Consider the following 23,900-nt stretch of genomic DNA (forward strand, 5'->3'; position numbering starts at 1 on the left):
GTACGGCCGCCTTCACGGATTGCGAAACGCAGACCGTCGTCCATCGCGATCGGGTGGATCAGGGTAACAACCATTTTGATGTTGTCGCCCGGCATTACCATCTCTACGCCTTCCGGCAGTTCGATGGTGCCAGTCACGTCAGTTGTACGGAAGTAGAACTGCGGACGGTAGCCTTTGAAGAACGGAGTATGACGGCCGCCTTCGTCTTTGGACAGGATATAAACTTCAGATTCGAACTTGGTGTGCGGCTTGATGGAACCCGGCTTAGCCAGTACCTGACCACGTTCGATTTCTTCACGTTTGATACCACGCAGCAGAACACCTACGTTCTCACCAGCACGGCCTTCGTCCAGCAGTTTGCGGAACATTTCAACGCCAGTACAGGTAGACTTCGCAGTCTCTTTGATACCAACGATTTCAACTTCTTCGCCCACTTTGATGATACCGCGCTCTACACGACCGGTAACAACGGTACCACGACCGGAGATGGAGAATACGTCTTCGATCGGCAGCAGGAACGGCTTGTCAATCGCACGCTCTGGTTCCGGGATGTAAGAATCCAGGTAGCCAGCCAGTTCGATGATTTTCGCTTCCCACTCTGCGTCGCCTTCCAGCGCTTTCAGAGCAGAACCACGAACGATCGGCGTGTCGTCGCCCGGGAAATCGTACTGAGACAGCAGTTCACGCACTTCCATCTCAACCAGTTCCAGCAGCTCTTCGTCATCAACCATGTCGCATTTGTTCAGGAACACGATGATGTACGGAACGCCTACCTGACGACCCAGCAGGATGTGCTCACGGGTCTGCGGCATCGGGCCGTCAGTCGCAGCAACAACCAGGATCGCGCCGTCCATCTGCGCAGCACCGGTGATCATGTTTTTAACATAGTCGGCGTGGCCCGGGCAGTCTACGTGCGCGTAGTGGCGAGTCGGGGTGTCGTATTCAACGTGAGAAGTGTTGATGGTGATACCACGAGCTTTTTCTTCCGGCGCGTTATCGATCTGGTCGAATGCACGAGCAGCACCGCCGTAGGTTTTAGCCAGTACGGTAGTGATTGCAGCAGTCAGAGTAGTTTTACCATGGTCAACGTGGCCGATGGTGCCGACGTTAACGTGCGGTTTTGTACGTTCAAATTTTTCTTTAGACACGGCTATATTCCTTACTATAGTGCTCTCCCCTTCAGGAGAGAGCACGGGACTTAGGTTTTAATCCTGTGGATTATTTACCACGGGCTTCAATAACGGCCTGAGCAACGTTGCTCGGTGCATCATCATACTTCAGGAATTCCATAGTGTATGATGCGCGACCTTTGGTCAGAGAACGCAGCTGAGTTGCATATCCGAACATTTCAGACAGCGGTACTTCAGCGTGGATCTTAACGCCAGTAACTTCGGATTCCTGACCGCGCAGCATACCGCGACGACGGCTCAAGTCACCAATTACGTCACCGGTGTTCTCTTCCGGCGTTTCTACCTCAACCTTCATGATCGGCTCAAGCAGAACAGGTTTCGCTTTCTTAAAGCCTTCTTTAAAGGCAATAGACGCAGCCAGTTTAAACGCCAGTTCAGAGGAGTCAACGTCATGGTAAGAACCGAAGTGCAGACGGATACCGATGTCAACAACCGGATAGCCAGCCAGCGGGCCTGCTTTCAGCTGCTCCTGGATACCTTTATCAACGGCCGGGATGTATTCGCCAGGGATTACACCACCCTTGATGTCGTTGATGAATTCGTAGCCTTTCGGGTTGGAACCCGGCTCCAGCGGGTACATGTCGATAACAACATGACCGTACTGACCGCGACCACCAGACTGCTTGGCGTGTTTACCTTCGATATCGGTAACTTTCGAGCGAATCGCTTCGCGGTAAGCAACCTGAGGTTTACCGACGTTCGCTTCAACGTTGAATTCACGCTTCATACGGTCAACGATGATGTCGAGGTGCAGCTCACCCATACCGGCGATAATGGTCTGGTTAGATTCTTCGTCAGTCCATACGCGGAAAGACGGGTCTTCTTTAGCCAGACGGCCCAGAGCCAGACCCATTTTTTCCTGGTCAGCTTTGGTTTTCGGTTCTACTGCGATGGAAATTACCGGCTCAGGGAATTCCATACGTTCCAGAATGATCGGCGCGTCCGGGTCACACAGGGTGTCACCCGTAGTTACGTCTTTCAGACCGATAGCAGCAGCGATGTCGCCCGCGCGAACTTCTTTGATCTCTTCACGTTTGTTAGCGTGCATCTGAACGATACGACCGAAACGCTCACGTGCAGATTTCACGGAGTTCAGTACGGTATCACCAGAGTTAACCACACCAGAGTACACACGGAAGAAGGTCAGGTTACCCACGAACGGGTCGGTAGCAATTTTGAATGCCAGTGCAGAGAAAGGCTCATCATCGCTAGCATGACGCTCAGCCGGAGTATCTTTACCGTCGTCCAGGATACCGTTGATCGCAGGTACGTCAACCGGGGATGGCAGGTAATCAATTACCGCATCCAGCATCGCCTGAACACCTTTGTTCTTAAATGCAGAACCACAGGTTACCAGGATGATTTCGTTGCTCAGAACACGCTGACGCAGAGCTTTTTTGATCTCTTCTTCAGTCAGTTCTTCGCCACCCAGGTATTTTTCCATCAGCTCTTCAGAAGCTTCCGCAGCGGACTCGATCAGGTTCTGGTGCCATTCTTCAGCCAGTTCCTGCATGTCAGCCGGGATATCTTCGTAAGTGAAGGTAACGCCTGCATCTGCTTCGTTCCAGTTGATGGCTTTCATTTTCACCAGGTCAACAACACCGGTGAACGCTTCTTCAGCGCCAATCGCCAGTTGCAGCGGAACAGGGTTCGCGCCCAGACGGCTTTTGATCTGACCAACAACTTTCAGGAAGTTCGCACCCATACGGTCCATTTTGTTAACGAACGCAATGCGCGGAACTTTATATTTGTTTGCCTGACGCCATACGGTTTCAGACTGCGGCTGAACACCACCAACTGCGCAGTAAACCATTACTGCACCATCAAGAACACGCATGGAACGTTCTACTTCGATAGTGAAGTCAACGTGCCCCGGGGTGTCGATGATGTTTACGCGATGCGGTTCATACTGCTTAGCCATACCAGACCAGAATGCAGTAGTCGCTGCGGAGGTGATGGTAATACCACGCTCCTGCTCCTGCTCCATCCAGTCCATGGTAGCTGCGCCGTCATGAACTTCACCGATTTTATGGTTTACACCGGTGTAGAACAGAATACGTTCGGTAGTAGTGGTTTTACCGGCGTCGATGTGCGCACTGATACCGATGTTACGGTAGCGTGCGATGGGTGTTGTACGAGCCATTTGATTCCTCGTTTTATCTTCTAGGCGTTCAATTTAAGTAGCCCAAAGCGGGCTGCTTGCTGGAAGCGCCCGCCTGGTGACTAAAATTCCGAAGGGATTACCAACGGTAGTGTGCGAACGCCTTGTTGGCTTCTGCCATACGGTGAACGTCTTCACGTTTCTTAACTGCAGTACCTTTGTTGTCTGCAGCATCAGTGAGTTCGTTCGCCAGGCGCAGAGCCATGGATTTATCACCGCGTTTACGAGCAGCTTCAACGATCCAACGCATTGCCAGAGCATTACGACGAACCGGACGGACTTCAACTGGTACCTGATAAGTAGAACCACCAACGCGGCGAGACTTAACTTCGACAGTCGGGCGCACGTTTTCGAGAGCTACTTCGAAAGCTTCCAGTTCAGATTTACCAGAACGCTGAGCCAGGGTCTCCAGCGCGCTGTATACGATAGTTTCGGCAGTAGATTTTTTACCATCTACCATCAGGATATTTACAAATTTAGCCAGCAGTTCTGATCCGAACTTCGGATCCGGAAGAATTTTACGCTGACCAATGACGCGACGACGTGGCATGGAAATACTCCGTTGTTAATTCAGGATTGTCCAAAACTCTACGAGTTTAGTTTGACATTTAAGTTAAAACGTTTGGCCTTACTTAACGGAGAACCATTAAGCCTTAGGACGCTTCACGCCATACTTGGAGCGAGCTTGCTTACGGTCTTTAACGCCGGAGCAGTCAAGCGCACCACGTACGGTGTGGTAACGAACACCCGGGAGGTCTTTTACACGACCGCCACGGATCAGGATCACGGAGTGCTCCTGCAGGTTGTGACCTTCACCACCGATGTAGGAAGTCACTTCAAAACCGTTAGTCAGACGAACACGGCATACTTTACGCAGCGCGGAGTTCGGTTTTTTAGGGGTGGTAGTATATACACGAGTACATACGCCACGTTTTTGCGGGCATGCTTCCAGCGCAGGCACGTTGCTTTTCGCAACTTTGCGAGCACGTGGTTTGCGTACCAGCTGGTTAACTGTTGCCATTAAATAGCTCCTGGTTTTAGCTTTTGCTTCGTAAACACGTAATAAAACGGCCTCACACAATATGAGGACGCCGAATTTTAGGGCGGTGTCGAAAAGGTGTCAAGAAATATACAACGATCCCACAATCACCAGGCCATCTGGCTGGGATGCTTAACCGCAAGTCTGACGAAGTCAGTATAGTCAACCCTGACGACACTGTCTGAAATTTGACCGCTCAAACCGCGAGCATCGATATCTTCTTTCAGTGCGTAAACCGTTATGGGGGCGTTACGCAAACTTTCAAGGAAACGGCTACCTTCGATGGCCGCCGTAACGCCATCCTGTAGCAATAAAAGCGCATCGCCTTCTTTGCACACGCGAAGAAGCGCGGAAACGTCACTGAGCCATGCGGAACGATGTAATGTATGCAGGATAGTCACGTCAGAACCTCAGGATAACATCATAATTGTCCAGTTCACCGCGCAACGCTTCAGGTTCAAGCGGCGTCGCATCCACAATGAAACTCGCCCCCGTCTCCAGACCGCGCTCACGCAACGAGGCGGCGCACAGCCAGCATTGCTCGATATCGTACAGCCCCAGCAGTTTGAAGGTGGCGATGTAATCCCGCGCCAGCACGACGTCAGGCGTTTGTCCCGAAAGAATCTGAAAAACGCCGTCGCCGATAAAAAAGACGCCAGTCTCTTCCGTCAGCGCCGACGTCGCCAGTAACGCATCCAGTCCTTCGCGGCCCGACGCGCTGCCGTGCGGCGTGGTGGAAAATACAAAAGCAATACGTTTCATCAAAACTGCACCACGCGATCGCAGGTCAGGGAGGCTTCCGCCAGTGCGCCAAGCCCGCTCAACGAAAACCCTGGCTGTAAGTTGGCTGATGCCAGCGCCAGCCTTTTTGCTTCGGTCTCATCCACAATTCCGCGACGCAGCGCCGCCGCAACGCAGATATTCAACGCGACGTCATGCTGCGCGCCCAACTGCTGCCATGCGCGCACCAGGTCGAATTCATCGCTGGCCGGAGAGGTCAACTGGTTGGCGTTATACACGCCTTCTTGGTAGAAAAAGACGCTGCTCAGCTCATGCCCTTCGTTAACTAAGGCATGTGCAAACTGCAACGCGCTGCTCGCTTGCTGCGTTCCGTACGCTGGCCCCGTCACCATAATGGCAAAACGCATTACTTATCTTGCCCCTGGAAGTCGCCGCTTTTGAACTGACGAATATAGAGGTAGACCGTATGTTTGGAGATGTTCAGGCGGTCAGCCACCTGGTTAATCGCATCTTTAATATCGAAGATCCCCTTCTCATACAGATTCAGCACAATCTGACGATTCTTCGCGTTATTAGAGACATTGCGATCGGCATTCACCTCTTCAATGGTGAATTCCAGCGTCTGGGTGACCAGATCCTCCACCGAGGAGGCAAAGTTCACGGCGGAACCCACTTCCGGCGTTTCCGGCGGAATAAAGGTATTCATAATCTGCGAGAACGGCACATCAAGGTTCATGTTGATGCACAGCAGACCAATTACGCGATGCTCGCGGTTGCGAATGGCAATCGTCACTGACTTCATCAGGACACCGCTTTTCGCGCGTGTGAAGTAACACTTCGATACGCTGCTATCCGCACCCGTCATATCATGCAGCATGCGCAATGCAAGGTCAGTGATCGGCGAGCCAATTTTGCGCCCCGTGTGTTCACCGTTGGCAATGCGAATGGCTGAGCATTTCAAATCCTGCAAAGAGTGCAATACGATTTCACAATGGGAACCAATGAGCATCGCTAACCCGTCCACCACCGCTTCGTAGGATTTCAGAATATCAAAGTCGGTTTGATCGAAAGGACGTTGATCCAGTAAGTCAAGCTCACTGGTTTCGTTGGTTAAAAGCGACCTGGTCATGAAAAAAAACACTCCTTTTCAGGAGCCTGTCGTTATGTTTTCAGGGCAGGCTCATTATTTACGCGGATGATTAAATTAATACAGCGGGGGTTCCGCTTTCCAGTATTAATTATATCCGGCCTGCAATAAAAAAACCGCCGCCATGACAGGCGGCGGTTCTCAGTTTTTATTTTTTAGCAGCATCTGTCGATTTGGCGTCGGCCGCTGCGTCTGGTTTCGCATCGGCTTTCGGCGCCGGTTTGATGTCCAGCAGCTCTACATCGAATACCAGCGTGGAGTTAGCCGGAATACCCGGAACGCCCGTTTTACCGTAGGCCAGATCCGGTGGGATAACCATCTGGATCTTACCGCCTTTCTTAATGTTCTTCAGGCCTTCAGTCCAGCCCGGAATCACGCCGTCCAGACGGAAAGAGAGCGGTTCGCCACGGGTGTAGGAGTTATCGAACTCTTTACCGTCGATCAGCGTACCTTTGTAGTTAACCACAACGGTGTCGCTGTCTTTTGGCGCTTCGCCAGTACCGGCTTTCTCTACTTTATAAACCAGACCTGTTGAAGAGGTTTTCGCCCCTTTCTCTTTAGCAAATTTCTCGCGGAACGCTTTACCTTTCGCTTCGTTGTCAGCGGCGTCTTTTTCCATCTTCGCCTGAGCGGAGGTCTTCACGCGCGCTTCAAATGCCTGCAAAGTCTGCTCGATTTCCTGGTCAGACAGTTTGCTCTTGTCTGCAAATGCATCCTGGACACCCGCGATCAGCTGATCTTTATCCAGTTTGATCCCCAGTTTTTCTTGTTCCTTCAGGGAGTTTTCCATGTAACGACCCAGCGAAGCGCCCAGCGCATAAGCAGATTTCTGGTCGTCATTCTTGAACGCGGCTTTGCTGTCAGCAGTTACAGCTGGTTTCGCGGCGTCCGCAGCGAAAGTGAGCGGTGCATGCAGAGCAACGGCCATCGTGGTCGCCAGCAGCGTTACTTTAAACAGTGATTTCATCCATATCTCCAGGGCCGGGGCATCTCACCCCAGGGTTAACTTACATGAGAAGCGTACTATAAAACGTTGTAGAACAAATCAACATACGGACACGCCCTATTATCACCCCTTTTCAGACTCTTTTTGTTTAAATTAGTTTCGTAGAGGGCGAATGAGTGCTGTGTAATCCGATAAAGTTCAGTAGAATCCGCCGCGACCCAAGAAGTGCCGGAGACAACAAGAGAGGTGAATCATGCAAGATATAACGATGGAAGCTCGCCTGGCTGAACTGGAGAGCCGTCTGGCGTTTCAGGAGATCACCATTGAAGAACTCAACGTAACGGTGACCGCGCACGAGATGGAGATGGCGAAACTACGCGATCATCTGCGCCTGCTGACGGAGAAGCTTAAAGCCAGCCAACCGTCGAATATCGCCTCGCAGGCCGAAGAGACGCCGCCACCGCATTATTGAGACGTAAAAAAAGCGGGATATTCCCGCTTTTTTGTGCCAGATGACGGCGTAAACGCCTTATCCGGCCTACTGTAGCCCTGATAAGCGCAACGCCATCAGGCATTACAGACGATTAATGGCAACCGCAGCCGCCGTTACCGCCACAACCACCTTTGCCATGCTCATGACCGTGGTCATGATCGTGGCCGTGGCCGCCGCAGCAACCGTCGTGACCGTGGTCGTGGTCGTGACCGTGCGCGCCGTGAACGTGGCCATGAGCCAGTTCTTCTTCGGTCGCTTCGCGGATCGCCACAACTTCCACGTTAAATTTCAGGTTCTGGCCAGCCAGCATGTGGTTACCGTCAACCACAACGTGGTCGTCTTCCACTTCGGTAATTTCTACCGGTACCGGGCCCTGGTCAGTTTCCGCCAGGAAACGCATGCCAACCTGCAACTCGTCAACGCCCATGAAGACGTCTTTAGGCACGCGCTGCACCAGGTTTTCGTCGTACTGACCGTAAGCGTCGTTCGCGCCAACAGCCACATCGAATTTGTCGCCAACGTCGTGACCTTCCAGCGCTGTTTCCAGGCCAGAGATCAGGGAACCGTGACCATGCAGGTAGTCCAGCGGCGCACTCACCGGAGACTCATCAACCAACACACCGTCTTCTGTACGTACCTGATAGGCCAGGCTGACCACCAGGTCTTTTGCTACTTTCATGATATCTCCTGAGCATGGGAAGAATAGTGGCGCAGATTGTAGCGGAATTCTGCACCCGTGTACCCACTAGCTTAAAAAAACCTGCGGCATATCGCTAGTCTGGATGAAAAATCCCGATCACTTGCTCTTCTTTGCGAACGTGCTCGCGGGCCGCTTTATCGGCTTCACGCATCTGATGACCGCACTTAACACACTCAACAATATCGACATTATTTTCGCGCCACATCGCCATTGAATCCTGCGCCTGGCAGGCCGGACACGTCGCCCCTGCAATAAAACGTTTACGAATCGCCATACCTACCCTCTACTCAAACTCATCCCAGCCATCCAGCTGGCGCCGCTCTTGCTGCATCTCTCGCTGGAAAATCTCCTCCAGTTCGCGTCTGGCTTCTCTGGCACGAGAAATTTGCACCATATCGGTATGCATCGGAATAAGCTCCCTTAGCATACGCATATCCAGCCGACGGAAATGCAATTGCGCACGCTGCGCCTGGTGTGGGTGCATCCCTAACGACACCAGCGTCTTACGCCCCAGTTCCAGCGCGCTGGAAAACGTCTCGCGGGAAAACTGCGTGACACCCGCCTGTAATAACTCATGCGCTTCCACACGTCCGCGCGCTCGCGCAAGAATATGCAAATGCGGGAAATGCTGCCGGCATATCTCCACCAGCTTCATGGTGTCTTCCGGCTCATTACAGGTAATGACGATAGACTCCGCCGCTTCCGCTCCCGCCGAACGCAGTAGCTCCACCTGAGTCGCATCGCCGTAATATACTTTGTAGCCGTATTTTCGCATCAGGTTAACGGCGCTGATATCGCGCTCCAGTACGGTGATGCGCATTTTATTCGCCATCAACAAACGGCCAATTACCTGACCAAAACGCCCGAATCCCACGACAATCACCTGCGGTTTATCATCATCCACCCAGGGCTTTTCATCTTCCTCTTCCGGGCCGTTAAGCTGCCTGGAGAGCCATTTATCGACGAGTTTCATCAGCAGCGGCGTGGTCATCATCGACAACGTTACAGTGACCAGCAGCAGCGACATCTGGTCGCCCTGAAACAGCCGCTGGGATGAGGCGGTGGAAAAGAGCACAAACGCGAACTCGCCCCCCTGACTCAGCACGCCCGCAAACTGCATCCGCTCCGAACTTCGAATCCCGTACAGACGCGCCAGCAGATAAAGCACCAGCGTTTTCACCGCCACCAGCACGATGACGCTCACCGCCACCCACAGCAGGTGGGTATAGAGCACGCCAAGGTTTAACGACATCCCCACGGAGATAAAGAACAACCCCAGCAGCAGCCCTTTGAACGGATCGATGGCCGTTTCCAGCTCATGACGGTATTCGCTTTCCGCCAGCAGCACGCCTGCGATAAACGTGCCGAGCGCCATCGACAGCCCCAGCGCATCCATAAATAAAGCAGACCCCAGCACCAGCAACAGCGTGGCGGCGGTAAACACCTCGCGCACGCCGGAATCGGCGATAAAACGGAACACCGGGCGCAGCAAATAGCGACCGCCAATCAGCATCCCGGCAAAGGCCAGCACCTTCATGCCGACTTTAATCCAGTCAAAATGTTCATCTGCCGAGCCAGCCAGCAGCGGCACCAGCGCCAGCGCGGGGATCACCGCCAGATCCTGGAACAGCAGCACCGAAAAACCCAACTGGCCGGATTCGCTGCGGTTCATCCCCTTTTCCCGCATCAGTTGCAGCGCCATCGCGGTCGATGACATCGCCAGACCAATCCCGCCGATCACCGCCGCCTGCCACGAGAAATCGGTAAGCATCAGCAGCCCGGCCAGCACGACAGCGCTCAGCATCACCTGGGCCGCCCCGACGCCAAAGATAGAGCGACGCAGTTGCCAGAGTTTGGATGGGTTGAGTTCCAGGCCGATGATAAACATCAGAAAGACAACGCCCAGCTCAGAAAAGTGGAGGATTTCATCAACGTCGCTGATAAATCCCAGCCCCCAGGGGCCAATCGCAATCCCTGCCAGCAAATATCCCAGTACCGCGCCAATACCCAGCCGCGATGCCAGTGGCACCGCAGCGACCGCCGCGAAGAGGAACATCACCCCCGCCGTCAATAAATCAGAACCTTCCATTAGCGACCTCCCGCCAGAACAGGGTTTGCCAGCCATTCGCCGTAGGCTTTCGCGTGGCTGGCCAGTTCCTGCTCACTTTGTCGCCTGGCCCAGTAGATAATAATCGGACTCATCCAGTGCATCCGGCACATCGCCGCCGTCAGCTCAAACGGCCGCAGCACATCGGTCATCGGATAGCGGTTCAGCGCATCGTAACGATACGCGCTTTCCGGCTCGCCGGTGGTAATCACGCTCCGCCAGTACTTTCCCGCCAGTTGGTTCCCTCCTGGGCCACTGGCGAAACCACGGCTGAGCACGCGGTCTAACCACTCTTTAAGCAGCGCCGGACAGCTATAGGTATACAGCGGATGCTGGAAAACAATCACGTCATGTTCACGCAATAGCGCCTGCTCATGCGCGATATCGATAAAAAAATCAGGGTAGTGCGCGTAGAGATCGTGCACCGTCACATTACTGAGTTGCATGGCCGGTTTAAGCAGCACCCGGTTCGCGACCGAGTCCTGAGATTCTGGATGGGCATACAGCAGCAGTACCTTTGCTGGCTGGGACATCATCCCCCTCCCGGTTATTTTGTGTATCGTTATTGTTTTGGGCTACCATTGCGCTCCGGCGCGGCAGAATGCCCGCATATTACATTATCATAATGATAAATTAACATAGTCTGAACATACGGCGCCTTATGATTGTTTTCTCCTCGTTACAAATTCGTCGCGGCGTGCGCGTCTTGCTGGACAATGCCACCGCCACCATCAACCCGGGACAGAAGGTCGGCCTGGTGGGTAAGAATGGCTGCGGTAAATCTACCCTGCTGGCATTGCTGAAAAATGAAATCAGCGCCGATGCAGGCGGCGTGACCTTTCCCGGTAACTGGCAGCTGGCGTGGGTGAATCAGGAAACACCCGCGCTTGCGCAGCCCGCGCTGGAGTACGTGATTGATGGCGATCGCGAATACCGCCAACTGGAAGCGCAGTTGCACGACGCCAACGAACGTAACGACGGGCACGCCATCGCCACCGTACACGGCAAGCTCGACGCCATCGACGCCTGGACCGTGCGCTCACGCGCCGCCAGCCTGCTCCACGGCCTCGGTTTTAGCAACGAACAGCTTGAACGTCCGGTCAGCGACTTCTCCGGTGGCTGGCGCATGCGCCTTAACCTGGCCCAGGCGCTGATTTGCCGTTCTGACCTGCTGCTGCTCGATGAACCGACCAACCACCTCGATCTTGATGCCGTTATCTGGCTGGAAAAATGGCTGAAGAGCTATCAGGGCACTCTGATTCTGATTTCGCACGACCGCGACTTCCTCGATCCGGTGGTAGACAAAATCATTCATATCGAACAGCAAACCCTGTTCGAATACACCGGCAACTACAGCGCATTTGAAGTGCAGCGCGCGACCCGGCTGGCTCAGCAGCAGGCGATGTACGAGAGCCAGCAGGAGCGCGTGGCGCATCTGCAAAGTTATATTGACCGTTTCCGCGCCAAAGCGACAAAAGCGAAGCAGGCGCAGAGCCGTATCAAAATGCTGGAGCGTATGGAGCTTATCGCCCCCGCGCATGTCGATAACCCGTTCCACTTCAGCTTCCGCGCGCCGGAAAGCCTGCCTAACCCGCTGCTGAAAATGGAGAAAGTGAGCGCCGGGTATGGCGATCGCATCATTCTGGACTCCATTAAGCTGAATCTGGTGCCCGGTTCACGCATCGGGTTGCTGGGGCGCAACGGCGCCGGTAAATCAACGCTCATCAAGCTGCTGGCGGGCGAGCTTGCGCCTGCCAGCGGTGAAATCGGTCTGGCGAAGGGCATTAAACTCGGTTACTTCGCTCAGCATCAGCTGGAGTATTTGCGAGCGGATGAATCGCCGCTGCAACATCTGGCGCGGCTGGCGCCGCAGGAACTGGAGCAGAAACTGCGCGATTACCTCGGCGGGTTTGGCTTCCAGGGCGATAAGGTCAGCGAAGAGACCCGTCGCTTCTCCGGTGGTGAAAAAGCGCGCCTGGTGCTGGCATTGATCGTCTGGCAGCGCCCTAATCTGCTGCTGCTTGATGAACCAACCAACCACCTTGACCTCGATATGCGTCAGGCGCTGACCGAAGCGCTCATCGAATTTGAAGGCGCGCTGGTGGTCGTCTCGCACGACCGTCACCTGCTACGCTCCACCACCGACGATCTCTATCTGGTTCACGACCATAAAGTCGAGCCGTTCGATGGCGATCTGGAAGACTATCAGCAGTGGCTGAGCGACGTGCAGAAACAGGAAAACCAGCCTGATGACGCCCCGAAAGAGAACGCCAACAGCGCCCAGGCGCGTAAGGATCAGAAGCGTCGCGAAGCCGAACTGCGTGCCCAGACCCAGCCGCTGCGTAAAGAGATCGCCCGTCTGGAAAAAGAGATGGAAAAGCTGAACGCGAAACTGGCGCAAGCGGAAGAAAAACTGGGCGACAGCGAACTGTACGACCAGAGCCGCAAAGCGGAACTGACAGAATGCCTGCAACAGCAGGCCAGCGCCAAATCCGGGCTGGAAGAGTGCGAGATGGCCTGGCTGGAAGCGCAGGAACAGCTTGAGCAGATGCTGGCCGACTAACTTCGGGAATATGACGATGAATCCGCTGATAACCAACGATATCACCTTTCGCAAGTTAAGCATCTTCATGACGTTTATGGAGAAAGGCAATATTGCCCGGACGGCGGAGGCGCTGGATATCAGCGGGGTCAGCGTTCATCGCGCACTGCATACGCTGGAAGAGAATGTTCGCTGTCCGCTGTTCGTGCATAAAGGACGTAATCTGCTCCCGCAACCGGCGGCGTGGACGCTGCTGGAGTATTGCCAGGAGGTCAGCCAGTTGATGGCGCGCGGGCTGGAAGAGGCGCGCAAAACGGCAGGGATCGGCCAGGGGCGTCTGCGCGTGGGTACGCTCTACTCTCTGACGCTGGAAACCGTCCCACATCTGATCATGGGGATGAAACTGCGCCGACCGGATCTCGAACTGGATCTGACAATGGGCTCCAACGAAGCGCTGCTGAGAATGCTGGAAGACGGAATGCTGGATGCGATCCTGATCTCCATTTCGGAAAGCGCTATCGATCGCAACAGTCTGGAAGTGCTGCCGCTGTTTCATGACGATATTTATCTCGCCGCACCGGCGACGGCAACGCTTGACACCTCCTCGCCCGCCGATCTACGTGATTACCGGGATCAGAAGTTTGTCTCACTGGCGGAAGGCTTTGCCACCTATGCGGGCTTCCAGGAAGCCTTTCATATTGCCGGGTTTGAACCAGAGATTGTCACCCGTGTGAACGACATCTTTTCGATGCTCAGTCTGGTGCAGGCGGGCGTCGGTTTCACTCTGATGCCGGGACGCATGAAGAAGATGTACGAGAATTCCGTACAGTTGCTGAAGCTGTCGCAGCCGTACCAGATGCAGCAGCTCATCGCCATTGTCTTCGCCCGCAACCGCGAGCGCGACCCTAATCTGCTGGCGCTGGCCGCCGAAGGGCGCATGTACGCGCGTAGCCTTAATCCGGGCGCCTGATCGCCGGATGGCGACGCTGCGCGTCTTATCCGGCCTACGGGGTTGCGTGTTGACCGGGATCGCCGGATGGCGGTGCTGCGCGCCTTATCCGGCCTACGGGGTTGCGTGTTGCCCGGGATTGCCGGATGGCGGCGCTGCGCGCCTTATCCGGCCTACAACGGGTGCGAGCCGTAGGCCCGATAAGCGCAGCGCCATCGGGCAACCGCACTAGCCTCTAAGCCGTTTTGCCAGATGCACCGCGACATCCACCCCGCTGCGCTCCAGCGAAACAGACTCACCTTCCCACTCCGCCTGTCGCGTTAAGCAGGTCAACACACCGCCGGGCGGCATTTCAATCGCCAGCCGCGCCTCGCGCTCGTTGGCGGAGATCGCCGCGTCCTGCCAGCGCACCGTCCGCGCCATGTTCATCGCCAGGTCGTCAGCAATACGTTCCGGCTGCCACAGCACACGCCCGGTGCTACCGCTGAGGTATGCACAGCGCGGACGGGAGAGCGTCACATGACGGAACGCCTCCACCAGCCGCTGCGCTGGTTCCGCCAGCAGAGCGCAGTGCGACGGCACGCTCACCGCCAGACGGTGGGCTTTACTCGCGCCTTTATCCAGCGCCCGCTTCGCAACATCCGCCATCGCCTCATCGCTACCGGCAATCACAATCTGGGTTTCCGCATTCAGGTTAGCGATAAAGGTTCCACTGCCTGCAACCAGCGATTCCACCTGCGGCAAGGTCAGCCCCATAATCGCCGTCAGGCCGTAACCGTGCGGATACGCCTGCTCCATCAAATCACCGCGCAGGGCCACCAGCGTCAGCGCGTCGGTAAACTCCAGCGCTCCGGCGATCACCGCCGCTGGATACGCGCCGATGGACAGGCCGCTGACAATATCCGGCGCAACGCCGCGACGTTCCAGCTCGCGCGCCCACGCCACCCCGGCAATCAGCAAAGCAAGCTGTACCGCCCGGGTGTGTTGCAGCGCGTCCGGGGTATCAAGCGTATCCGCCTCCGCCCCCAGCACCTCGCGCGCCAGCGCTAACTCCGTTCCCGGAAGGTTTTGCAGCATACCTGTATGCTGCGTCCCCTGCCCCGGAAAGGTAAACAGGATTTTCATTTACTCCTCCCTGCGCCACGGGTCGCTGACCAGCCGCGGCCCCTGCGACGTTTTTAACAGCGCTTTGCCATCGCGCAGCCATTCGTTCAGCGCAAACGCGCCGTGCGGCGTTTCCACCTGGGTATCCGCACGGCAAAGCCCACCCGTCAGTTGCTGCCGCCATTTCTCCAGCAGTTCGCGAGAGAGCGGCTGCCGGGCGCGAATCAGCAAATCCAGATCGCTTGCGGCGTGGATCACCGGGAGCCCGGTCGCCAGCGCGTAGCCGGTACTGCCGGTAATCCCCCACGTCCACGGCCATGCCTGTTGCGTCAGTAATAACGCCACCTGAACCGGTGGCTGCGAGATAAAGGGCGAGCGCAGCAGCATCTGTGGGTCAACCAGCGATTCCGGCGTACAGACGCGGGTAATGGCATCTGGTTGAGCCCAGCCCGCCGCGCGCTGGTCGCGCTTTATGCCGCGAACGCCGACGGGAATACGCCCCTGCGCATCAACATCACGCCGTACCACCACCGGCTGGCGGGTATGCCAGACGTCATCCACCCAGGATTCCGTGACACCTTCCAGCGCGTTCCGCGCGTTAAGCCAGATAAGATCGTGGGGGCGTAATGTTGTGTTCATGCTTTAGAGTCCTGAAGTCAACGAGATAAACAACGGCAGCGACAGGATACACAGGACCGAGCTTAACAGCAGCACGGCTTCTGCATCCGGCGACTGCACGCCAAAGCGATTACCGAACACCACGCCGAAGAAACCGGCAGACAGCGCAATCATCAGGATAGCGGTGATCGCCACCGAGCCATGCAGACCGAAAATCAGCACGATCCCCCAGGCAATCGCCGGTTGAATCAGCAGCTTGGCAATGGTGGAGGTAATAACCATCGTGTTGATCTGCAACTTACGCGCAGAAAGAATCACCCCGGTCAGGAACAGCGCCGCCGCAGTGGCGGACAGGCCCAGCGGTTTGATCGCCGCCAGCACCAACTCCGGCATCTTGATACCGATAGCGGAGAGAATAACCCCCAGCAGCGGCCCCATCACGATCGGTTTCTTGATTGAACGCCACATCAGCACCGGCAGCATCGACAGAGTAGAACCCGAGTTGCCGCCTTCCGCACGCGCTTTCTCACGCTCCAGAATCAGCAGGCAGAACGGCGTCATCAGCACGGAACCGCAGGCGATGGAAACCGCGACGGAGAGCGACGTTGACGGCCCTTCGCCCAGCACGCTACCGAGAATCGGCAGGCCAAGCGCGGCGTAGTTTGGCAGAGCGACGGTCAGGGTCAGCACGGCCGCATCCTGCGGTGATTTTTTAAATACCTTCGTTGCCAGAAAATAGATAGCGGCGTAGGTGATCCACATCGCCAGCGTCAGCACCAGAATCAGCGGCGACTGCGCGACAATACCCGTCCAGGGCGTTTGTACCGTGGCGCTAAACAGCGCAGCGGGGAGTGCAAAATCCATGACGAAAATGTTGAGCAGGGAAACATTCTTGTTATCAACCATTTTGGCCTTCCCGGCCCAAAACCCCAGCAACATGATGACAAAAATCGGTGCAAGAGCATGAACAATCACGTAAGTCATAAATCACCTGTAATGAATAAAAGAGTTAGCACGGACGCGATGATTATTATTTTCAGGATGCAGGTCGCCTCACGGACGCAACGGGCGCGCCCGTGGGGTTATGCATCTGGCAGGTCTCTTTTACTTACCAGCTCGCCCGCATGCGTTCGCGTACAAGAGCAGAACTACGACGATTGTCGGCACCCAGACGGTTTTTCAGCGTCGGCTCCTGACGAGCATCGCTGATGGCCTGTTGCAGAGTGGCCGTCACCAACGTCAGATCGTTTGCCGAAGGAGCATCTGGATTACTGATATCCAGCAGACTGGAGAGCAGTCCCAGCGTGGCGTAGTTACTGATGTCGTACGCCATCGGCGGAATGGTGGCCGCCAGTTTTTCCAGCGACTCGACGGTACGCAGGGTGATACGTGCCGCAGACTCTTTGCCCATCGCGTGGATCAGCACGCCTTTGTCGTTGAAGGCAATCAGACGGTTGGCCTGATAACCGTGCGCCAGAAACGCGCCGGACATCGCCTTGCCGACGATAAGGCCAATCACCGGATGCCCTGCCAGACGCGCATTGGCATACGCCGCTGCCGCACCGGCCAGCGCCTGGTGAATACCAAATCCCTCTTCACGGCGACCGTAGGCCTGGCTGGGCACATCAATCACCGCCACGATCGGGCGCTTAACAGCGTTATCAGCATCGGCAGCCACGGTTTCGCTAACCACTTTTGCAAGCGTCCAGCCTTCCAGCAGACCAACCTCGCCTTTTGCGGCGCGTGGGTAATGGTTGTTAGCATCCGGCACTACCGCGATAAAGCGCGCCGTTTCACCGTTCAGCTCACCGTCTGCGGCCTGCACGGAGGGGCACAGCCCTTCGAGCCGTCTGGCGTTCGGTACGAGGGCTTGCAGCCATAACTCGCCACGGCTTATTGCGTTACTCATCATTTCACCTCCCGGGCAAAGAGCGCGTTAATCTGTTCTGAATCGGCCTGTTTGCGGGTGTCGAACTGGCTCAGACGGTTCAGATAATCGTCGTAGTTATCGGTGCGGTGTTTTGCCGGAACGCCTTTCGCCAGCGCATCGTTCATCGCCGCTTTCACCACGTTGACGCCATCGCCAACCAGCGCATCCACCAGCCCGCTTTGATAGCGCACTTCGCCACCGGTCATGCTCCAGATAAACGGGCGGTCACGGGAGTCATACTCTTCAATCCCGGCTTCCTGTTCGATAACCTGCGGGCCGTTCAGGCCCAGACGCGCTTCGCGGGTGACAATCAGATAGCTACACAGCGCAGCGGCGATAGACATCCCGCCGAAGCAGCCGACAGTCCCGGCCACAATGCCGACCACCGGGGTATAACGACGCAGGTCAACAATCGCCGCGTGGATGTCGGCAATCGCCGCCAGGCCGAGGTTGGCTTCCTGCAAACGCACGCCGCCGGTTTCCAGGCTCAACACCGCCTGCGTCGGAATGCCGTTACGGTTATCTTCCGCCGCCAGCTCCAGCGCCGCCGCCATTTTAGCGCCGGACACTTCGCCCATACTGCCGCCCTGGAATGCGCCCTCAATCGCCACAACCACCGCCGGTTTGCCGTTAATAGTGCCTTTCGCCACGACCATGCCGTCATCGGCCTGCGGCACGATGCCCTGCGCGCCCAGCCACGGCGACATCACGCCTTCAAACGGGTCGAGCAGTTCGCGGTAGCTGCCTTCATCCAGCAGCGCATGGGCGCGCTGACGCGCTTTTAATTCGATAAAACTGCGGTCATCACGCATAGCTCACCTCTTCAAATACCTGTTCGATACGAATGCGCGCTACGCCCGGCGTCGCGCCGAAGTCGTGGATGGTCAGTTTGCCTGCCGGCAGGCTGCTGACCGTTTGCAGACGGGTAAACAGCGCTTCCCAGCGGCTACGGCTGTTATCGACGGAAGTGGTGATATCAATGGTTAACGTCTGGCCCTGGTCGGCGGTGAATAACACCTCCATATCCCCGGAGCCGACAACCCCTGCCAGCGCCCTGCCGCGTAATGCGCGGTTGGCTGGCACGGTCAATGTGATTTTTTCCATAACATCCTCTTAATGCTTTGAATAAGACGTTTCGACGCGATCGAGAAACAGGGTGGCGGCGAGCAAGTCCGCCGCGCCGCCCGGCGAGGCGTTCAGCGCCAGCATCTGGCGGTCTAAACGAGCCAGCGCCTGCTCCCCTGCCGGGTGCGCGCTGCCGCCCGCATGGAGAACGGCGCGCGCGCCATGCTGCATGGCATCCAGCCCCTCCATCCCGGCGCGAGAAAGTACGCAGGTGTCGGTCAGCGAGGTCATGATGGCCATCAGCGCATCCAGCCGGGCGTGCATTTCGCTGCTGCCGTTCTGTCGGCTTAGCCGAAGCTGCGGCAACGCATGCTGCATAATGTGTGGAAACGCCTGCTGCGCTTCTTCTCTGGCGCCCGGTACGCGATAACGGTGGGTGGCGCGCAGCCCTTTACTGAAGACTTTCGGCGCGGCGTCATCCGGCAGTTTTGCCAGTTCAGCGGCGGTTGCCGTCACCTGCTGCGCCCTGCCCGCGCCGCCGTGCATCGCCACGGCGCTCACCAACAGCCCCAGCGCCCAAATCGCGCCACGGTGGGTGTTCACGCCGCCCGTTGCCGCCATCATCTGCTGCTCGCCTTCGCGACCGAGTCGCCCTATGGTTTGTCTGAGCGCAATATCAGCCGGACGCCGCCAGCTTTGTTGCGCCAGCGCCTGAAACGTGGAGGTCAGGCTGTGCGCCGAGCGCTCCATCAGCGCAAGCGATAAATCGTGGTGCGCGCCGTTCCCCCGACTGTCCACCAGACCGGGCTTCGGGCTTAATCGTGCTTCGTCGATCAGACACTGCGTGGCGGTTCGCGCCAGCCATTCGGCACCGCCTTCAACCTGAATCCGGGGCAGAAGTTTCATTACCAGCTCCGAAATTTCGCAGGTGGGTTGTAGAGACCCCCGGACCATTCCACCAGGTCGGCAACACTGCCGGCCGCCAGCAGAGAACGGGTGGCGTCGGTACGACGAATGCCCATATCTTCCGGGTAAACCACCTTGCCGCTCTGACGCAGTTCGGCGACGCGCCGGGCGTCTACGCCCAGACCGATGTCGGTAATACCAGCCACCGCCGCAACCATCGCGCGACGCTCTTCCAGACTTTCCGCCCGGTAGAGATAAGCGATACCTTCTTCGGTCAGAACGTGGGTCACGTCGTCGCCGTAGATCATCACCGGCGCCAGCGGCATACCGGAGGCTTTCGCCACGTCAACCGCATCCAGTTTTTCCACGAAGGTCGGTTTCACGCCCGCCTGGAAGGTTTCCACCATCTGCACCACCAGCTTTTTACCGCGCTGCATGGGGTCAGGTTCGGTGATCATGTTCAGCCAGGCCGGGGTAGCGTGACGGCGACCGTGCGGGTCGTGGCCCATGTTTGGCGCGCCGCCGAAGCCGGACAGACGACCGCGAGTCACCGTTGAGGAGTTAGCCAGGCCATCAACCTGCAACGTGGAGCCGATAAACATATCGACCGCGTACTGACCCGCCAGCTGACAGAAGGCGCGGTTAGAACGCATGGAGCCGTCGGCGCCGGTAAAGAACACGTCAGGACGGGCGCGGATGTACTCCTCCATCCCCAGCTCGCCGCCGAAGCAGTGCACGCTTTCCACCCAGCCGCTTTCAATCGCCGGGATCAGCGTCGGATGCGGGTTCAGCGTCCAGTGTTTACAGATTTTGCCGCGCAGACCGAGTTGCTCGCCCCAGGTCGGCAGCAGCAGTTCAATAGCGGCGGTGTTGAAGCCGATACCGTGGTTCAGCGACTGCACCTGGTGCTCTGCGTAGATGCCTTTAATGGCCATCATCGCCATCAGGATATGTTCCTGTTTGATCAAGCGTGGGTCGCGAGTGAACAGCGGTTCGATAAAGAACGGTTTGTCGGCAACCACCACGTAGTCGATCCACGAGCCCGGAATATCGACGCGCGGCAAGTCGCACTCGTCGTCCACCAGTTCATTCACCTGTGCGATAACGATGCCATCGTGGAATGCGGCGGCTTCCACTAGCGCCGGGGTATCTTCGGTACTCGGCCCGGTGTAGAGGTTGCCTTTGCGGTCAGCTTTGTAACCGGCAATCAGCGCCACGTTTGGCGCCAGGTCGACGTAAAGACGGGAATAAAGTTCGATGTAGGTGTGGATGGCGCCAATTTCCAGCAGGCCATCTTCCAGCAGTTGCGAGATGCGCAGACTTTGGGTGCCGGAAAAAGAGAAGTCCAGCTTGCGGGCGATACCCTTTTCGAAGATATCGAGATGCTCGCTGCGCCCAACGCTTGGCATGATCATATGCAGGTCATGCACTATCTGCGGGTTGACCTCCGCCAGCATGCGGGACAGGAAATCTGCCTGCTTCTGGTTATTCCCTTCTAATACCACGCGGTCACCCGGCGCGATCAGTTTTTCCAGCATTGCGGTCAGGTCTGCGGTTGGCAGCACCTTGCCCTGTACCGGAACGGAAGCCAGACGCCGCTGCTTCTCGGTGCGGCGCGTGTTCCAGACTCGTGCTGGCGTTTGCCCAGATAACATTATTAACCTCCTGATTCAGCTAATCATTTTGATTGCTTAACACTGGAAAGAGTGTGCGCCCTGGTGAGAAAGTCATCAATTAAGCGTAGAGAGGAATCATTAGCCTGAGAGTAATAATTTGAGTAATGAATTGTGATTAAGATCAGCGTCAGGAAGGTGTAAATCCGCTCTCCTTGCCTCATTTTCATAAACACCAGGGGAAAGTGACGGTATAGTAGGCGGCAGATTTAAAAAAACATCGCATAATTTATGACTCAAATAACCTCCCCCGACCTTGATATCACCGGTCACGATAGTGCGGAGTTCGTGCCAATGCGCGGTATCCGCAACCGCCACCTGCAAACCATGCTGCCGCGACTCATCCGCCGCAAGGTGAAGTTCGATGCGCACTGGCAGCGTCTGGAATTACCGGACGGCGATTTTATCGATCTGGCCTGGAGTGAAGATCCGCAGCACGCGAAGCACAAACCGCGTCTGGTGGTTTTTCACGGCCTGGAAGGCAGCCTGAACAGCCCGTACGCTCACGGGCTGATTGAAGCGGCGCAAAAGCGCGGCTGGCTGGGCGTGGTCATGCACTTTCGCGGCTGTAGCGGTGAACCGAACCGGCTGAACCGCATTTATCACTCCGGCGAAACGGAAGACGGCACCTGGTTTTTACACTGGCTACAACGCGAGTTTGGCGCCGTCCCCACCGCCGCCGTCGGCTATTCGCTCGGCGGAAATATGCTGGCGTGTCTGCTGGCGAAAGAAGGCCGCGAGATCCCAATTGACGCGGCGGTCATCGTTTCCGCCCCCTTCGTGCTGGAAGCGTGCAGCTATCATATGGAAAAAGGGTTTTCCCGCGTTTATCAGCGCTATCTGCTCAATCTGCTGAAGGCCAACGCCGCGCGCAAGCTGGCGGCATACCCCGGCACACTGCCGATTAATCTGGCGCAGCTCAAATCCGTGCGTCGGCTCCGTGAATTTGACGATCTGATCACCGCGAAAATTCACGGCTTTGCCGACGCGATAGACTATTATCGTCAATGTAGCGCCATGCCGATGCTCAACCAGATCGCCAAACCGACGCTCATCATCCACGCGAAAGACGATCCGTTTATGGATCATCATGTGATCCCGAAACCGGAAAATCTGCCGCCGCTGGTGGAGTATCAGCTCACCGAGCATGGCGGGCATGTTGGATTTATCGGCGGGACGCTGCGTCGCCCGGAAATGTGGCTGGAGTCGCGGATTCCCGACTGGCTGACAACGTATCTGGAGGCGTCATCATGATGATTCCCTGGCAAGAGCTGTCTTCTGAGACGCTGGACAATTTGATCGAAAGCTTTGTGTTGCGTGAAGGCACCGATTATGGTGAACATGAACGTTCGCTTGAGCAAAAGGTCGCCGACGTCAAACGACAGCTACAGTGCGGAGAAGCTGTTCTGGTGTGGTCTGAACTGCACGAGACGGTCAACATTATGCCGCGTGGACAGTTTCGCGAATAATCCGCCGCTGACGGCCGACTATACTAAAACTTTTGTTGATTCATGGAGTTGTTATGTCTGCCAAACATCCGGTGATTGCGGTAACAGGATCCAGCGGCGCGGGGACCACGACCACCAGCCTCGCGTTTCGAAAAATTTTCGCGCAGTTAAATCTGCGCGCAGCCGAGGTGGAAGGCGACAGTTTTCATCGTTACACACGCCCCGAAATGGACATGGCGATCCGCAAAGCGCGCGACGCCGGGCGGCATATCAGCTATTTCGGCCCTGAGGCCAACGACTTCAGCCTGCTGGAACAAACTTTTATTGAATACGGACAGACGGGCAAAGGCCAGGCGCGTAAGTATCTTCATACCTACGATGAGGCCGTGCCGTGGAATCAGGTGCCGGGGACGTTTACCCCGTGGCAACCGCTGCCGGAACCCACCGATGTGCTGTTTTATGAAGGGCTGCACGGCGGCGTGGTAACGCCGCAGCATGATGTCGCGCGTCATGTCGATCTGCTGGTCGGCGTAGTGCCGATCGTCAACCTGGAGTGGATTCAAAAGCTGATTCGCGATACCAGCGAGCGCGGCCACTCCCGCGAGGCGGTGATGGATTCCGTTGTCCGCTCAATGGATGACTACATTAATTTCATTACGCCGCAGTTTTCCCGCACCCACATTAACTTCCAGCGCGTGCCCACCGTCGACACCTCCAATCCCTTCGCCGCGAAAGGCATTCCTTCGCTGGACGAAAGTTTTGTGGTCATTCATTTCAGAAATCTGGAAGGGATTGATTTCCCGTGGCTGCTGGCGATGTTGCAGGGGTCGTTTATTTCCCATATCAATACGCTCGTGGTGCCGGGCGGCAAAATGGGGCTGGCGATGGAGCTGATCATGTTGCCGCTGGTTCAGCGACTGATGGAAGGGAAGAAGATCGAATAATCTGTTCGATGTTTGCCGGATGGCGGCTAACGCCTTATCCGGCCTACAGAGTGCGTTTGATATATGCCGGATGGCGGCTGGCGCCTTATCCGGCCTACAAGATGCGTTTGATATATGCCGGATGGCGCTTCGCTTATCCGGCCTACAGGGTGCGAATTCGTAGGCCTGATAAGCGTAGCGCCATCAGGCAACCGGCA

Annotated in this window: 27 protein-coding genes; 6 read left to right on the plus strand and 21 right to left on the minus strand. The window is 56.4% G+C overall.

Translation table 11 applies throughout. From position 1 onward, the window contains the following. The 9 genes from tuf to fkpA all read right to left on the minus strand — a co-directional run. The coding region (gene tuf / locus OGX93_RS20220; protein ID WP_286450954.1) for an elongation factor Tu at window positions 1–1,148 on the minus strand (1,148 nt) is incomplete at its 3' end. A gap of 70 nt (window positions 1,149–1,218) precedes the next feature. After that, window positions 1,219–3,333 (minus strand): elongation factor G, encoded by a 2,115-nt coding sequence (fusA, locus tag OGX93_RS20225; RefSeq protein ID WP_012135435.1) that lies wholly within the window; start codon window positions 3,331–3,333, stop codon window positions 1,219–1,221. Between the two features lie 97 nt (window positions 3,334–3,430). After that, complete coding sequence (gene rpsG / locus OGX93_RS20230; protein ID WP_002920113.1) at window positions 3,431–3,901, minus strand: 30S ribosomal protein S7; 471 nt, start codon at window positions 3,899–3,901, stop codon at window positions 3,431–3,433. A 96-nt stretch (window positions 3,902–3,997) separates the two neighbouring features. Further along, a complete protein-coding gene (rpsL, locus tag OGX93_RS20235; protein WP_000246815.1) occupies window positions 3,998–4,372 on the minus strand; it encodes a 30S ribosomal protein S12 in 375 nt (124 codons plus the stop codon). A 125-nt stretch (window positions 4,373–4,497) separates the two neighbouring features. Beyond that, the gene (gene tusB / locus OGX93_RS20240) at window positions 4,498–4,785 is read right to left on the minus strand and encodes a sulfurtransferase complex subunit TusB (RefSeq protein ID WP_024131005.1); all 288 of its coding nucleotides are present in this window, start codon (window positions 4,783–4,785) and stop codon (window positions 4,498–4,500) included. A gap of 7 nt (window positions 4,786–4,792) precedes the next feature. Continuing rightward, entirely contained in the window at window positions 4,793–5,152 is a 360-nt protein-coding gene (tusC, locus tag OGX93_RS20245; RefSeq protein WP_012135437.1) for a sulfurtransferase complex subunit TusC, read from the minus strand. Beyond that, window positions 5,152–5,538, minus strand: a complete 387-nt coding sequence (tusD, locus tag OGX93_RS20250) for a sulfurtransferase complex subunit TusD (RefSeq protein ID WP_047460815.1) — start codon at window positions 5,536–5,538, stop codon at window positions 5,152–5,154. The genes tusC and tusD overlap by 1 nt, the downstream gene beginning before the upstream one ends. Further along, window positions 5,538–6,260 carry a helix-turn-helix transcriptional regulator gene (locus tag OGX93_RS20255; RefSeq protein WP_012135439.1) on the minus strand — a complete coding sequence of 241 codons (723 nt, stop codon included), beginning with the start codon at window positions 6,258–6,260 and terminating at the stop codon, window positions 5,538–5,540. The genes tusD and OGX93_RS20255 overlap by 1 nt, the downstream gene beginning before the upstream one ends. A gap of 166 nt (window positions 6,261–6,426) precedes the next feature. Then, window positions 6,427–7,245, minus strand: coding sequence for an FKBP-type peptidyl-prolyl cis-trans isomerase (gene fkpA / locus OGX93_RS20260; RefSeq protein ID WP_286448953.1), 819 nt, complete (start codon window positions 7,243–7,245; stop codon window positions 6,427–6,429). 232 nt (window positions 7,246–7,477) lie between these two features. Here fkpA and OGX93_RS20265 point away from each other — a divergent pair, with 232 nt between their 5' ends. After that, window positions 7,478–7,696, plus strand: coding sequence for a protein SlyX (locus tag OGX93_RS20265; protein WP_012135441.1), 219 nt, complete (start codon window positions 7,478–7,480; stop codon window positions 7,694–7,696). A 112-nt stretch (window positions 7,697–7,808) separates the two neighbouring features. Here OGX93_RS20265 and slyD read toward each other — a convergent pair whose 3' ends face one another. From slyD to kefG, 4 genes are all read right to left on the minus strand, one after another. Further along, window positions 7,809–8,396: a peptidylprolyl isomerase gene (gene slyD, locus OGX93_RS20270; RefSeq protein WP_012135442.1), complete on the minus strand. Its 588-nt coding sequence runs from the start codon at window positions 8,394–8,396 to the stop codon at window positions 7,809–7,811. Window positions 8,397–8,490: 94 nt separating this feature from the next. Then, window positions 8,491–8,691: a YheV family putative zinc ribbon protein gene (locus tag OGX93_RS20275; RefSeq protein ID WP_047460809.1), complete on the minus strand. Its 201-nt coding sequence runs from the start codon at window positions 8,689–8,691 to the stop codon at window positions 8,491–8,493. A 9-nt stretch (window positions 8,692–8,700) separates the two neighbouring features. Beyond that, a complete protein-coding gene (kefB, locus tag OGX93_RS20280; RefSeq protein WP_012135445.1) occupies window positions 8,701–10,506 on the minus strand; it encodes a glutathione-regulated potassium-efflux system protein KefB in 1,806 nt (601 codons plus the stop codon). Continuing rightward, window positions 10,506–11,057, minus strand: coding sequence for a glutathione-regulated potassium-efflux system ancillary protein KefG (kefG, locus tag OGX93_RS20285; protein ID WP_024131006.1), 552 nt, complete (start codon window positions 11,055–11,057; stop codon window positions 10,506–10,508). Before kefG ends, kefB begins: the two co-directional genes overlap by 1 nt. Window positions 11,058–11,185: 128 nt before the next feature. On the opposite strand from kefG, the gene OGX93_RS20290 reads away from it, so the two are divergent. Next, complete coding sequence (locus tag OGX93_RS20290) at window positions 11,186–13,087, plus strand: ABC transporter ATP-binding protein (RefSeq protein ID WP_012135447.1); 1,902 nt, start codon at window positions 11,186–11,188, stop codon at window positions 13,085–13,087. Window positions 13,088–13,103: 16 nt separating this feature from the next. After that, window positions 13,104–14,036, plus strand: coding sequence for a LysR family transcriptional regulator (locus tag OGX93_RS20295; protein WP_248623044.1), 933 nt, complete (start codon window positions 13,104–13,106; stop codon window positions 14,034–14,036). 207 nt (window positions 14,037–14,243) lie between these two features. On the opposite strand, the gene mdcH is transcribed toward OGX93_RS20295, so the two are convergent. From mdcH to mdcA, 8 genes are all read right to left on the minus strand, one after another. Beyond that, entirely contained in the window at window positions 14,244–15,140 is an 897-nt protein-coding gene (mdcH, locus tag OGX93_RS20300; protein WP_115625978.1) for a malonate decarboxylase subunit epsilon, read from the minus strand. Then, the gene (locus OGX93_RS20305) at window positions 15,141–15,758 is read right to left on the minus strand and encodes a malonate decarboxylase holo-ACP synthase (RefSeq protein ID WP_286448951.1); all 618 of its coding nucleotides are present in this window, start codon (window positions 15,756–15,758) and stop codon (window positions 15,141–15,143) included. It lies immediately after the preceding gene. 3 nt (window positions 15,759–15,761) lie between these two features. Then, the gene (locus OGX93_RS20310) at window positions 15,762–16,721 is read right to left on the minus strand and encodes an AEC family transporter (protein ID WP_047460789.1); all 960 of its coding nucleotides are present in this window, start codon (window positions 16,719–16,721) and stop codon (window positions 15,762–15,764) included. Window positions 16,722–16,845: 124 nt separating this feature from the next. Then, window positions 16,846–17,646: a biotin-independent malonate decarboxylase subunit gamma gene (gene mdcE / locus OGX93_RS20315; protein WP_071259392.1), complete on the minus strand. Its 801-nt coding sequence runs from the start codon at window positions 17,644–17,646 to the stop codon at window positions 16,846–16,848. Continuing rightward, a complete protein-coding gene (locus OGX93_RS20320; RefSeq protein ID WP_286448949.1) occupies window positions 17,646–18,479 on the minus strand; it encodes a biotin-independent malonate decarboxylase subunit beta in 834 nt (277 codons plus the stop codon). The genes mdcE and OGX93_RS20320 overlap by 1 nt, the downstream gene beginning before the upstream one ends. Then, a complete protein-coding gene (gene mdcC / locus OGX93_RS20325; RefSeq protein WP_012135454.1) occupies window positions 18,472–18,771 on the minus strand; it encodes a malonate decarboxylase acyl carrier protein in 300 nt (99 codons plus the stop codon). The genes OGX93_RS20320 and mdcC overlap by 8 nt, the downstream gene beginning before the upstream one ends. Window positions 18,772–18,780: 9 nt before the next feature. After that, window positions 18,781–19,638: a triphosphoribosyl-dephospho-CoA synthase gene (locus OGX93_RS20330; protein WP_104868106.1), complete on the minus strand. Its 858-nt coding sequence runs from the start codon at window positions 19,636–19,638 to the stop codon at window positions 18,781–18,783. Then, window positions 19,638–21,293, minus strand: coding sequence for a malonate decarboxylase subunit alpha (gene mdcA, locus OGX93_RS20335; protein ID WP_047460778.1), 1,656 nt, complete (start codon window positions 21,291–21,293; stop codon window positions 19,638–19,640). The genes OGX93_RS20330 and mdcA overlap by 1 nt, the downstream gene beginning before the upstream one ends. Before the next feature lie 249 nt (window positions 21,294–21,542). Here mdcA and OGX93_RS20340 point away from each other — a divergent pair, with 249 nt between their 5' ends. From OGX93_RS20340 to OGX93_RS20350, 3 genes are read left to right on the plus strand one after another with little or no spacing between them, the layout of a single operon-like run. Then, on the plus strand, window positions 21,543–22,565 hold the full coding sequence (locus OGX93_RS20340; RefSeq protein ID WP_012135458.1) for a hydrolase: 1,023 nt from the start codon (window positions 21,543–21,545) through the stop codon (window positions 22,563–22,565). Next, window positions 22,562–22,780, plus strand: a complete 219-nt coding sequence (locus OGX93_RS20345; protein ID WP_047460774.1) for a YheU family protein — start codon at window positions 22,562–22,564, stop codon at window positions 22,778–22,780. Before OGX93_RS20340 ends, OGX93_RS20345 begins: the two co-directional genes overlap by 4 nt. 53 nt (window positions 22,781–22,833) lie before the next feature. Then, window positions 22,834–23,703, plus strand: coding sequence for a phosphoribulokinase (locus tag OGX93_RS20350; RefSeq protein ID WP_012135460.1), 870 nt, complete (start codon window positions 22,834–22,836; stop codon window positions 23,701–23,703). Window positions 23,704–23,900: the final 197 nt, after the last annotated feature.

Origin of the sequence: Citrobacter sp. CK195 (genome assembly GCF_030333365.1) — a bacterium.
Lineage (GTDB): Bacteria > Pseudomonadota > Gammaproteobacteria > Enterobacterales > Enterobacteriaceae > Citrobacter_B > Citrobacter_B koseri.

What these genes read in the sequence shown, in the direction of transcription:
- slyD (WP_012135442.1), bottom strand. Translation starts at nt 8,396, where the DNA reads ATGAAAGTAGCAAAAGACCTGGTGGTCAGCCTGGCCTATCAGGTACGT.
- OGX93_RS20305 (WP_286448951.1), bottom strand. Translation starts at nt 15,758, where the DNA reads ATGAACACAACATTACGCCCCCACGATCTTATCTGGCTTAACGCGCGG.
- OGX93_RS20340 (WP_012135458.1), top strand. Translation starts at nt 21,543, where the DNA reads ATGACTCAAATAACCTCCCCCGACCTTGATATCACCGGTCACGATAGT.
- fkpA (WP_286448953.1), bottom strand. Translation starts at nt 7,245, where the DNA reads ATGAAATCACTGTTTAAAGTAACGCTGCTGGCGACCACGATGGCCGTT.
- mdcA (WP_047460778.1), bottom strand. Translation starts at nt 21,293, where the DNA reads ATGTTATCTGGGCAAACGCCAGCACGAGTCTGGAACACGCGCCGCACC.
- mdcH (WP_115625978.1), bottom strand. Translation starts at nt 15,140, where the DNA reads ATGAAAATCCTGTTTACCTTTCCGGGGCAGGGGACGCAGCATACAGGT.
- OGX93_RS20330 (WP_104868106.1), bottom strand. Translation starts at nt 19,638, where the DNA reads ATGAAACTTCTGCCCCGGATTCAGGTTGAAGGCGGTGCCGAATGGCTG.
- OGX93_RS20255 (WP_012135439.1), bottom strand. Translation starts at nt 6,260, where the DNA reads ATGACCAGGTCGCTTTTAACCAACGAAACCAGTGAGCTTGACTTACTG.
- OGX93_RS20345 (WP_047460774.1), top strand. Translation starts at nt 22,562, where the DNA reads ATGATGATTCCCTGGCAAGAGCTGTCTTCTGAGACGCTGGACAATTTG.
- kefG (WP_024131006.1), bottom strand. Translation starts at nt 11,057, where the DNA reads ATGTCCCAGCCAGCAAAGGTACTGCTGCTGTATGCCCATCCAGAATCT.
- OGX93_RS20310 (WP_047460789.1), bottom strand. Translation starts at nt 16,721, where the DNA reads ATGACTTACGTGATTGTTCATGCTCTTGCACCGATTTTTGTCATCATG.
- OGX93_RS20295 (WP_248623044.1), top strand. Translation starts at nt 13,104, where the DNA reads ATGAATCCGCTGATAACCAACGATATCACCTTTCGCAAGTTAAGCATC.
- tusD (WP_047460815.1), bottom strand. Translation starts at nt 5,538, where the DNA reads ATGCGTTTTGCCATTATGGTGACGGGGCCAGCGTACGGAACGCAGCAA.
- kefB (WP_012135445.1), bottom strand. Translation starts at nt 10,506, where the DNA reads ATGGAAGGTTCTGATTTATTGACGGCGGGGGTGATGTTCCTCTTCGCG.
- mdcE (WP_071259392.1), bottom strand. Translation starts at nt 17,646, where the DNA reads ATGAGTAACGCAATAAGCCGTGGCGAGTTATGGCTGCAAGCCCTCGTA.
- OGX93_RS20265 (WP_012135441.1), top strand. Translation starts at nt 7,478, where the DNA reads ATGCAAGATATAACGATGGAAGCTCGCCTGGCTGAACTGGAGAGCCGT.
- rpsG (WP_002920113.1), bottom strand. Translation starts at nt 3,901, where the DNA reads ATGCCACGTCGTCGCGTCATTGGTCAGCGTAAAATTCTTCCGGATCCG.
- OGX93_RS20350 (WP_012135460.1), top strand. Translation starts at nt 22,834, where the DNA reads ATGTCTGCCAAACATCCGGTGATTGCGGTAACAGGATCCAGCGGCGCG.
- rpsL (WP_000246815.1), bottom strand. Translation starts at nt 4,372, where the DNA reads ATGGCAACAGTTAACCAGCTGGTACGCAAACCACGTGCTCGCAAAGTT.
- OGX93_RS20320 (WP_286448949.1), bottom strand. Translation starts at nt 18,479, where the DNA reads ATGCGTGATGACCGCAGTTTTATCGAATTAAAAGCGCGTCAGCGCGCC.
- tusC (WP_012135437.1), bottom strand. Translation starts at nt 5,152, where the DNA reads ATGAAACGTATTGCTTTTGTATTTTCCACCACGCCGCACGGCAGCGCG.
- fusA (WP_012135435.1), bottom strand. Translation starts at nt 3,333, where the DNA reads ATGGCTCGTACAACACCCATCGCACGCTACCGTAACATCGGTATCAGT.
- mdcC (WP_012135454.1), bottom strand. Translation starts at nt 18,771, where the DNA reads ATGGAAAAAATCACATTGACCGTGCCAGCCAACCGCGCATTACGCGGC.
- OGX93_RS20275 (WP_047460809.1), bottom strand. Translation starts at nt 8,691, where the DNA reads ATGGCGATTCGTAAACGTTTTATTGCAGGGGCGACGTGTCCGGCCTGC.
- OGX93_RS20290 (WP_012135447.1), top strand. Translation starts at nt 11,186, where the DNA reads ATGATTGTTTTCTCCTCGTTACAAATTCGTCGCGGCGTGCGCGTCTTG.